This is a genomic window from Nocardioides sp. P4_G4, assembly GCF_056401085.1.
The window spans coordinates 18,362-27,727 of record NZ_JBFUKA010000061.1; the positions used below are offsets into that span (position 1 = coordinate 18,362).

General features: G+C 71.2%; 7 protein-coding genes, 2 tRNA genes and 1 pseudogene. 2 read left to right on the top strand and 8 right to left on the bottom strand.

Annotated elements, in window-relative coordinates; translation table 11 throughout:
• Positions 1–9: 9 nt before the first annotated feature.
• Together AC1DQF_RS14875 and AC1DQF_RS14880 are read left to right on the top strand one after the other, a co-directional pair.
• Positions 10–1,176, top strand: coding sequence for a DUF58 domain-containing protein (locus AC1DQF_RS14875; protein ID WP_477525997.1), 1,167 nt, complete (start codon positions 10–12; stop codon positions 1,174–1,176).
• Positions 1,173–3,377 carry a transglutaminase-like domain-containing protein gene (locus AC1DQF_RS14880; RefSeq protein WP_477525998.1) on the top strand — a complete coding sequence of 735 codons (2,205 nt, stop codon included), beginning with the start codon at positions 1,173–1,175 and terminating at the stop codon, positions 3,375–3,377. Before AC1DQF_RS14875 ends, AC1DQF_RS14880 begins: the two co-directional genes overlap by 4 nt.
• 48 nt (positions 3,378–3,425) lie before the next feature.
• Here AC1DQF_RS14880 and AC1DQF_RS14885 read toward each other — a convergent pair whose 3' ends face one another.
• The 8 genes and pseudogenes from AC1DQF_RS14885 to AC1DQF_RS14920 all read right to left on the bottom strand — a co-directional run.
• Entirely contained in the window at positions 3,426–4,106 is a 681-nt protein-coding gene (locus tag AC1DQF_RS14885) for a DUF305 domain-containing protein (protein WP_477525999.1), read from the bottom strand.
• 400 nt (positions 4,107–4,506) lie between these two features.
• Positions 4,507–5,007 carry an LURP-one-related/scramblase family protein gene (locus AC1DQF_RS14890; protein ID WP_477526000.1) on the bottom strand — a complete coding sequence of 167 codons (501 nt, stop codon included), beginning with the start codon at positions 5,005–5,007 and terminating at the stop codon, positions 4,507–4,509.
• Between the two features lie 132 nt (positions 5,008–5,139).
• A tRNA-Ala gene (locus AC1DQF_RS14895) sits at positions 5,140–5,215 on the bottom strand.
• A gap of 27 nt (positions 5,216–5,242) precedes the next feature.
• Complete coding sequence (locus AC1DQF_RS14900; protein WP_477526001.1) at positions 5,243–5,368, bottom strand: DLW-39 family protein; 126 nt, start codon at positions 5,366–5,368, stop codon at positions 5,243–5,245.
• 46 nt (positions 5,369–5,414) lie between these two features.
• A tRNA-Ile gene (locus AC1DQF_RS14905) sits at positions 5,415–5,488 on the bottom strand.
• Between the two features lie 115 nt (positions 5,489–5,603).
• Positions 5,604–6,164 carry a DUF3566 domain-containing protein gene (locus AC1DQF_RS14910; RefSeq protein WP_477526002.1) on the bottom strand — a complete coding sequence of 187 codons (561 nt, stop codon included), beginning with the start codon at positions 6,162–6,164 and terminating at the stop codon, positions 5,604–5,606.
• A 3-nt stretch (positions 6,165–6,167) separates the two neighbouring features.
• Positions 6,168–8,969: a DNA gyrase subunit A gene (gene gyrA / locus AC1DQF_RS14915; RefSeq protein ID WP_477526003.1), complete on the bottom strand. Its 2,802-nt coding sequence runs from the start codon at positions 8,967–8,969 to the stop codon at positions 6,168–6,170.
• Positions 8,970–9,023: 54 nt separating this feature from the next.
• Positions 9,024–9,366, bottom strand: a pseudogene (locus AC1DQF_RS14920) (DNA topoisomerase IV subunit B); the annotation flags it as partial.

Sequence of the window (9,366 nt, forward strand, 5' to 3'; positions counted from 1 at the left end):
GGGCCCGCCGTGCTGTCGCGCGCGCTCGCGGTCCTGCGGGTCCCCACGCCCACCGGACGCGCCGTGCTGCTCCTCGGGCTCGCGGCGTACRCCGGGTCCCTGCTGTGGGGGCTCGTCGAGCTGCGTCTCGTCGCGGTGATGTGCTTCGGCGTCCTGCTCGCGTCCGTGCCGTGGCTGCTGGTACCGACGCGGGTCGACGCCGACCTGCGGCTCCGCCCGCCGCGGACCACCGCCGGGGAGGCGGTGGAGGCGTCGCTCACCGCGACCAACCGCGGCAGCCTGCCGCTGTGGCAGCCCCTGCTGCGACTGCCGGTCGGGGACCGCGAGGCGTGGGTGCGGATGCCGTCCCTCGACCGCGGCGCCACCGAGCGGGCGGAGGTGCTCGTCGACGACCTCGCCCGTGRCGTCCTGCAGGTGGGGCCGGCCACCGCGATCCGCTCCGACCCGCTGGGGCTGCTGCACCGGCCGGTGCGCTGGGGTCGGGACCGCGAGCTCTTCGTGCGCCCGGCGATGGTGGTGGTGCCCAGCCTGGGCGCCGGGCGGGTGCGTGACCTCGAGGGCACCCCCAGCGACCGGGTGTCGATGAGCGACCTGGCCTTCCACGCGCTGCGGGAGTACGTCCCCGGCGACGACCTGCGCCACGTGCACTGGCGCTCCTCGGCCCGCGCCGGTGAGCTGCTCGTCCGGCAATACCACGACACCCGCCGCAACCACGCGACCGTCGTGGTGGACGCCGACCCGGCGGCGTACCCCACGGTCGAGGGGTTCGAGCTCGCGGCCTCCGTGGCGGCGTCGCTGCTCATGTGCGCCGCGCGGGAGGAGTACGAGATCAGCCTGGCCTGCGGCAGCGTGCGGCTGACCGCGCTGCCCGCCCCCTCCGTGCTCGACGGCACCTGCCGGATCACCCCCGAACCCGGCACCGCCACGGTGAGCGAGCAGGTGGGCGCGGCGCTCGCGCTCGCCCCCGAGACCAGTGTGCTGCTGCTCGTCACCGGCAGCGGGACCGACCTCGACACCCTCGTCCGGGCCACCGCCACCCTGCCGGGCGACACCCGGGTCGTGGTGCTGCGAGCCGCCCCCGGCGAGACGGCCGGCGTGGTCCACCAGCACGGCCACGACGCCGTCACCGTGGGCCGGCTCGGCGAGCTGCCCGGTCTGGTGGCGGCGGCCTCATGAGCGTCCACACCCGGCCGTTGCCCCCGTACGCCGCCGTCGACGTCCTCGCCGTCGTGGTCCTGTCTGCGATCTCGCTGGCCGGCTTCACCGACACCTTCGCCGGCACCCGGTGGATCGTCGCCGCCGCGGCCGGGGTGACCGTGGGCCTGGCCTGGACGCTGCTGCTGGCTACGCTGCGGCTCGGACTCGGCGTCATCATCCCGCTGGTGGCGGTGCCCTACCTCCTGACGGCCGGCCTGGTCGCGCTCGGCTCGTCGGGACTGTTCCTCGGGGTCCCCGACATCGAGACGATCAACGCGGTGGCGATCGGGACCGTCGAGTCCTGGCGGGTGCTCGTCGAGACCGCCCCGCTGGTGGACAGCGCGGGCCGGGTGCTGCTGATCCCCTACGCCCTGGCCCTCGTGCCGGCCGCGGTGTCCTCGGCGCTGGCCCTGCGCAGCCGACGGCCCGCGCTGCCCCTGCTCCCGCTGGTCGTCGCGCTGGTCCTGGCCCTGGTGCTCGGCATGACCGCCCCGTTCTCGACCCTGCTGCAGGGCGTCGGCTTCGGCGCGGTCGCGCTGGCCTGGGTCGCCCACCGGGGGCTGCGCGTCGAGGCCGGGCTGCACAGCGACGTGTCCCTCGCCACGGTGTCCGCCCGCCGGTTGCTGGTGGGCCTCGCGGTGCTCGGCCTCGTCGCCGTGGCGTCGTACGCCGTCGTCGACATGCCCGAGGGCAACCGCCGCCACGTGCTGCGCGAGGCCGTCACGCCCTACGACTCGGGCTACCTGGAGACCCCGCTGTCGGCCTTCCGCCGCTTCCGGGACCAAGGCCCGGGGGTCTACACCAACCTCGCGGACCGCAAGCTGTTCCGGGTCCGGGGCGCCGGTCCGGGGACCCGGGTGCGGGTCGCGGTGCTGGACCGCTACGACGGCACCCGGTGGTACGCCGCATCGGACACCAGCCCCGACGACTTCACCGACCGCTTCCTTCGGGTCCCCTCCAGGCTCGACAACCCGGCGCGGGGCGACGAGGCGCTGTACACCTTCTTCGTGCGCAGCACCTGGGACCTCCCGTGGGTGCCGACGATCGGCGCGCTCCAGGCCTTCGAGTTCTACGACGACTACGCCAACGACCGGCTCCCGGACCTGCGCTACAACCGGTCGACGGACACCGCGGTGCTGCCCGGCGGCCTGCACGTCAAGGAGGACTACGTCCTCGCCGCCATCCCCACGCCCGACCGGCTGACGGTGCGGATGAAGCCCTGGCGCCGCCCCGACACCACGCTCCAGGACGCCGCGGCCTTCCTCGACGTACCGGCCCGGGCGTGGTCGCTGGGCGCCCGGACGCCGATGGGCGAGGTCTTCCGGATGGCCGACCGGCTCCGCGAGCGCGGCCGCTACTCCGACGGCGCCTTCGGTTGGGAGACGCGCTTCGAGCCCGGGCAGGACGAGGAACGCCTCGACGAGGGCTTCGTCAACGCACCGATCATGGTCGGCAACGACGAGCAGTACGCCGCCACGATGGCGCTGCTCGCCAACCGGGTCGGCGTCCCGGCGCGGGTGGCGGTGGGTACCGTGCTCGGCCGCAACGGGGTCATCAAGGGCAAGCACCTCGACGCCTGGGTGGAGGTCCGCGTCGCCAACGGGTCGTGGCGGGTGCTGCCGACCCGGGCCTTCATGGGCCACCGCCCGCCCAGGCGCGACTCCGCCCCCCTCCCGGAGGTGCGGCTGCCCCCCGAGCAGCGACCGACCGACCGGCCCCAGCAGCAGGAGCCGGAGGTCCGCGACGAGCCCGAGGCGCAGGACCGGCAGGACGAGGCCACCGACGAGCCCCTGCCCCGCTGGCCGCTGCTGCTGCTCGTCCCCCTGGCGCTCGGGGTGGTCCCGCTGCTCAAGGCCCTGCGCCGCCGGCGTCGGCGTACGGCCACCCCGCCGTCCCTGGCCTACCTCGGCGGCTGGGAGGAGCTGGTGGACACCGCCCACGACCTCGGGGTCACGGTGCCGCGCAGCACCCGGTCGGCCCAGGCGGTGGCGCTCGGCGTACCGGTCGGGCTCGCGAGGGACGCGGACGTCGCGACCTTCTCACCCGACGAGCCGGACACCGCCGCGGCGTTCTGGACCCTCGTGGACGAGGGCCGCTCCGGCCTGCGGGCCTCCGCCCCTCCCGTACGCCGCGTGCTTGCGCCGCTCGATCCGCGATCGCTGCTCCGCCGGCGGCGCTGAGGTGACTCGTGGGATCACCGGTCAGCCGGTGATTGCTGAGGCGGTCGATCAGCCGAACCACTGCCACAGCCACCGCCGCATGGAGACGATCTCCGACCGCTGACTGGCACTGATGGAGCGGGCGAGGTCCTCCACGGCACCGTGCTCGGCGAGGCCGCGCGCGACCAGATGCTGCGACATCATCACCGCGGACATGTGGTGCCAGATCATGTCCTCGAGGAACGCCTGGTCGAGCTCGTCGCCCGAGAGCCCCGTCAGGTCCCGCATCATCGGTCGGTAGGCGGTGGTGGTGGGGCGGTTGGGATACCACTCGTCCAGCCACCCTTGCATCTGCTCCACCTGCGCCGTCTGCCCCTCGACGATGGAGCGACCGAGCGCGTGCATCTCGGGCCGGTCCGAGCGGCTCAGCTCGCCGGCCGCCGCGATGGCCTCCTGGTGGTGCGCGATCATCCGGACGAGGAAGGTGTACTCGCTGCGGACGACGACGTGCATGTCACCGAACATCCCGTTAGACATCCCGCCGGACATGCGGCCGTACGCCATACCTCCGCGCCCGGGACCCTGCATCATCGGCCGCCGGCCGACGCCGCCCGGACCCCGTTCCTGCGCCGTCGTCGACATCATTCCGGGACCGACGTCGTCATCGTCGACCGTCAGCGCGACGGCCAGGCCGGCCGTCACCACGACCGTCGCCACGCCCGCACACACCACGACCAGCACGCGCCTCATCGCGGTCCTCCTCACAGCGTTGCCCTGCTACCGAGGGTGCCCCGCTGCGTCGGCACGCGGCAGAGGCGGGCGCCCCGCGGGTGCGTGCCGGAGGTCCCGCCGGCAGGTGGCTGGATCCATCGGACGGGCTCCAGAGGGACGCGGACGTCGCGACGTCCTCACCCGACGAGCCCGACACCGCCGCGGCCTTCTGGACCCTCGTGGACGAGCGTCGTTCCGGGTTGCGGGTCTCCGCCCCGCCCGTACGCCGCGCGCTCGACCCACACTCGCTGCTCCGTCGGCGGCGCTGACGTGACTCGTGGGATCACCGGTCAGCCGGTGATTCAGCGGGTTGGCGCGTGTTGCAACGTAGGCAAACCCACCGGATCACCGGTCAGCCGGTGATTCCTCGCCAGGTAGTTCAGCCGCGAGCCATCTCGTCGACGCAGACCGCGATCGCCAGCAGGAGGGGCTCGTCCTCACCTGCGGCGAGCTGGATGCCGTACGTGTCGCGGACCCGGAACCACTTCTTCGAGACCTCGGCAACCGGGTCGCCGTCCCGCTCGATCTCGTACTCGTGGTCGACGATGTTGCCGTGCGCCTTCAGGGTCGTGCCGTCGTCGAGCTCGATGACGTAGTGGTCGCGGATCCCGATCAGCCGCTTGTGCACCTTGGCCGTGGTGTCGCCCCGCTCGATGGTCATCTTGTCGCGGATGCTGAGCTTCTTGTCCTGGATCTTGGAGAGCTCCTGGCCCTCGGCGTCCTCCAGGATGAACGTCTGCCGCACGCGAAATGCCTTGCCGTTGACCTTATAGACCTTGCGTCCGTCGGCGTCCTCGATCCAGAAGTCGTCACCGACGGCGAAGAGCTTCTGGCGCATCCGGAACGTCGGCCCATCGAGCCCGTGCCTGCGCAGTCCCATGTGCCGACCCTTCGCCGCGGGTGGGCCACACCGACCCTCCTCCTGCCGGTCGACGCTACGCGGCGGCGGACCTCGGCGGATGACCCGAAACGGGGGAGCCTGCCATCGTCCGGACGGCGGCTGTCTGCGGTGTGGTGGAGCCTAGGGGACTCGAACCCCTAACCCCCTGCTTGCAAAGCAGGTGCGCTACCAATTGCGCCAAGGCCCCTGGGTCGGCCCGTGGGGGCCGGGAGGGTCAGGACTTGTGGACGGTGTCCGTGGCCTCGGCCCACAGGGCCTGCTCGGACTTGCCCTCGTCCATCTTCTTCTTCGCGAACGCGGCACCGCCGGCGGCCAGCAGGAGGAGGATGATCTTCTTCATGGGCTCTCCTGGAGGTGCGGGGCGATTGCCCGGGATGGGACGTCGGTGGGCCTAACAGGACTTGAACCTGTGACCTCTTCCTTATCAGGGAAGCGCTCTAACCGTCTGAGCTATAGGCCCGAGTCGCCGCATTACGACGACACGGCCGCCATGGGCGGCCGAGGGGGAACACTACCCCACCCCCGAGGAGCCCCACAAAACGCCGGTACGACGCCTGCGGGGGTCCGCGCGGACCTCAGCGCTCGTCCTCCGCGAGGGTGACCTCGATGCCCCCGAGCAGGGCGGCGGCCATGTTGTAGAGGAAGGCCGCCAGGGTGGCGATCGCGGTGAGCAGGATCACGTCGATGATGCTGACGAGGAGGGTGAAACCGAGCACCCGACCCATGCCGAGGTAGTTGGTGACGTCGAAATCACTCGTGTTGGTGTCACCCTCAACGACGCTGGCCACGGTCGAGTTGATCGAGTCCCAGACGCCCGCGGCGCCGAGGACCGACCAGACCATGAAGACCGCCACGAAGGTGACGACGCCGAAGGCCACGGAGAGCAGGAACGACGTCTTCATGACCGACCAGGGGTCGATCCGGGTCAGCCGCAGCCGCGCCCGACGGGGCGCCTTGGCGGAGCCCTTGGTGACGCGGCGACCGGTGCGACTGTCCTTCGCCTCGGCATTGGCGCGGTGCTCGGTGGCGGCATTGGACAGCTTCGACTGGACCCGCTCGCTCAGCGACGGACGAGACGCGGCGGGGTCGTCACCGCGCGGGCTGCCCTGCGATCGGGAAGCGGTGCGCTCGGACATGGATCACTCCTCAGCGGACTCGGACGGACTATCGATTGTTGCATCGTCGGCAACCTCGGGCGATTCGTCGGCGTCCTCCACCTCGGAGGAAGCGTCGGTCACGTCGTCGGGAACGGCGTCCTCGGCACCCTCGCGGGCTGCCTCGTCGAGGGGTCCGTTCTCCACCTCGTCGGCCTCCTCCTCGCGGGCCTCGACCGACCGGGCGACCACGGCGACGGCGTCGTCCTTCTTGGGCGTCACGAACTTGACGCCCATCGTCGAGCGGCCCGTCGGACGGAACTCGGAGTTGATGGGGCTGCGCACGACCTGGCCGCCCTGGGTGATCGACAGCACCTCGTCGCCGTCCTCGACGATGAAGGCGCCGACGAGGCCACCGCGGTCCTCGTTGGCCAGCGACATCGCCTTGATACCCAGGCCACCGCGCGACTGGGTGCGGTAGTCGCTGATCCGCGTGCGCTTGGCGAAGCCGCCGTCGGTGATGGTGAAGACGTACTGTGGCTTGACCTCGCCGGTCCCGGCCGCGGTCGCGACCTCGGAGTTGGCGGCCGCGTCCTCGACGGCACCGTCGATGGGCGCGGCGACCTCGTCGCTGGGGGTCTCGGAGTCGAGCCCGGCGGCGACCTCGGCGGCCACCTGGGCCGCACGGATCACCGACATGGACAGCAGGGAGTCGCCGTCGCGGAACTTCATGCCCGAGACGCCGCTCGTGGCGCGCCCCATCGGCCGCAGCTGGGAGTCGTCGGCCTTGAAGCGGATGGCCTGGCCCTTGCGGGAGACCAGCAGGATGTCGTCCTCGGCGTTCGCCAGCTCGGCGCCGATCAGCTCGTCGTCGTCCTCGCGGAAGTTGATCGCGATGACGCCAGCCTGGCGCGGGGAGTTGTAGTCGCCCAGACGGGTCTTCTTGACCAGGCCGTTGCGGGTGGCGAGCACGAGGTAGGGCGCCTGCTCGTAGTCGCGGATGGCCAGCACCTGGGCGATGTCCTCGTCGGGCTGGAAGGACAACAGCCCGGCCACGTGCCCGCCCTTGGCGTCGCGTGCGGCCTCGGGGAGGTTGTAGGCCTTGGTGCGGTAGACCCGACCGGCCGTGGTGAAGAACAGCAGCCAGTGGTGGTTGGTGGTGGAGATGAAGTGCTCGACCACGTCGTCGCCGCGCAGGGTCGCGCCGCGCACGCCCTTGCCGCCGCGCTTCTGGAGGCGGTACTGCTGGCGCAGGGTGCGCTTGGCATAGCCACCGCGGGTGATCGAGACGACCAGCTCCTCGTCGGGGATGAGATCCTCCATCGAGAGGTCCCCGTCGGCGGCGATGATCTGCGTACGCCGGTCGTTGCCGTACTTGTCGACGACCTCGGTGAGCTCGTCCATGACGATCTGCCGCTGGCGCGTCTCGTTGGCCAGGATGTCCTCGAGGTCGGCGATGACCAGCTCGAGCTCGGCGAGGCGGTCCATGATCTTCTGGCGCTCGAGGGCCGCGAGGCGGCGCAGCTGCATGGCCAGGATGGCGTCGGCCTGGATGTCGTCGATCTCCAGCAGCGCCATCAGGCCGGTGCGAGCCTCGTCGACGTCGGGCGAGCGACGGATGAGGGCGATGACCTCGTCGAGGGCGTCGAGCGCCTTGACCAGGCCGCGGTAGATGTGGGCGTCGCGCTCGGCCTGGGCCAGGCGGAAGCGGGTCCGTCGCTGGATGACCTCGATCTGGTGGGTCACCCAGTTGCTGATGAACTGGTCGATGGTGAGGGTGCGGGGCACCCCGTCGACCAGCGCCAGCATGTTGGCGCTGAAGTTGGTCTGCAGCTCGGTGTGCTTGAGCAGGTTGTTGAGCACCACCCGCGCGACGGCGTCGCGCTTGAGCACCACGACGAGGCGCTGGCCGGTGCGGCCGGAGGAGTCGTCGCGGACGTCGGAGATGCCCTGGACCTTGCCGGAGTCGGCGAGCTCGGCGATCTTGAGCGCCAGGTTGTCCGGGTTGACCATGTAGGGCAGCTCGGTGATGGACAGGCAGGTGCGGCCCTTGTTGTCCTCGTCGATCTCGATGACCGCGCGCTGGGTCACCGAGCCGCGACCGGTGCGGTAGGCCTGCTCGATGCCCTCGCGGCCCACGATGAGGGCGCCGTTGGGGAAGTCAGGTCCCTTGACCCGCTCGATGAGCGCGTCCTGGAGCTCCTCGCGGGTGGCGTCGGGGTGCTCGAGGGCCCAGCGGGCACCGTCGGCGATCTCGCGCAGGTTGTGGGGCGGGATGTTGGTGGCCATGCCGACCGCGATGCCGGCCGAGCCGTTGACCAGCAGGTTGGGGTAGCGCGCCGGCAGGACGACCGGCTCCTGCGAGCGACCGTCGTAGTTGGGCTGGAAGTCGACGGTGTCCTGCTCGATGTCGCGCACCATCTCGAGCGCGAGCGGGGCCATCCGGCACTCGGTGTACCGCATGGCCGCGGCCGCGTCGTTCCCGGGCGAGCCGAAGTTGCCCTGCCCGTTGACCAGCGGCGCGCGCATCACCCAGGGCTGTGCGAGGCGGACCAGGGTGTCGTAGATCGCGGTGTCGCCGTGCGGGTGGTACTGACCCATGACGTCACCGACGACGCGCGAGCACTTGGAGAAGCCGCGGTCGGGGCGGTAGCCCCCGTCGTACATCGCGTAGAGCACGCGGCGGTGCACCGGCTTGAGGCCGTCGCGGACGTCGGGGAGCGCGCGGCCGACGATGACGGCCATCGCGTAGTCGATGTAGGCCCGCTGCATCGAGGTCTGGAGCTCGATGGGTTCGATGCGGCCGCCGCCACCCGGTCCGGCGAGGTTGTCGGTGGTCTCAGTCATGGATCAGTGTCCTTCTCGGGAGATCTACTCGAATCTAGGTCGGGTGCTAGAGACCTAGATATCGAGGAATCGGACGTCCTTGGCGTTGCGCTGGATGAAGGAGCGTCGCTGCTCGACGTCCTCGCCCATCAGCGTGGAGAACACCTCGTCCGCCTGGGCGGCGTCGTCGAGGGTCACCTGGAGCATGAGGCGCTGCTCGGGGTTCATCGTGGTCTCCCACAGCTCCTCGGCGTTCATCTCACCGAGGCCCTTGTAGCGCTGGACCGGGTTCTCCTTGGGGAGCTTCTTGCCGTTCTCGAGACCGTCCCTCATCATCGCGTCGCGCTCGGCGTCGGAGTAGACGAACTCGTGCTCGGCCGGCTTGTTCCAGCGGATACGGTAGAGCGGCGGCTGGGCC

What these genes read in the sequence shown, in the direction of transcription:
- gyrA (WP_477526003.1), bottom strand. Translation starts at nt 8,969, where the DNA reads ATGACTGAGACCACCGACAACCTCGCCGGACCGGGTGGCGGCGGCCGC.
- AC1DQF_RS14910 (WP_477526002.1), bottom strand. Translation starts at nt 6,164, where the DNA reads ATGTCCGAGCGCACCGCTTCCCGATCGCAGGGCAGCCCGCGCGGTGAC.
- AC1DQF_RS14880 (WP_477525998.1), top strand. Translation starts at nt 1,173, where the DNA reads ATGAGCGTCCACACCCGGCCGTTGCCCCCGTACGCCGCCGTCGACGTC.
- AC1DQF_RS14885 (WP_477525999.1), bottom strand. Translation starts at nt 4,106, where the DNA reads ATGAGGCGCGTGCTGGTCGTGGTGTGTGCGGGCGTGGCGACGGTCGTG.
- AC1DQF_RS14890 (WP_477526000.1), bottom strand. Translation starts at nt 5,007, where the DNA reads ATGGGACTGCGCAGGCACGGGCTCGATGGGCCGACGTTCCGGATGCGC.
- AC1DQF_RS14900 (WP_477526001.1), bottom strand. Translation starts at nt 5,368, where the DNA reads ATGAAGAAGATCATCCTCCTCCTGCTGGCCGCCGGCGGTGCCGCGTTC.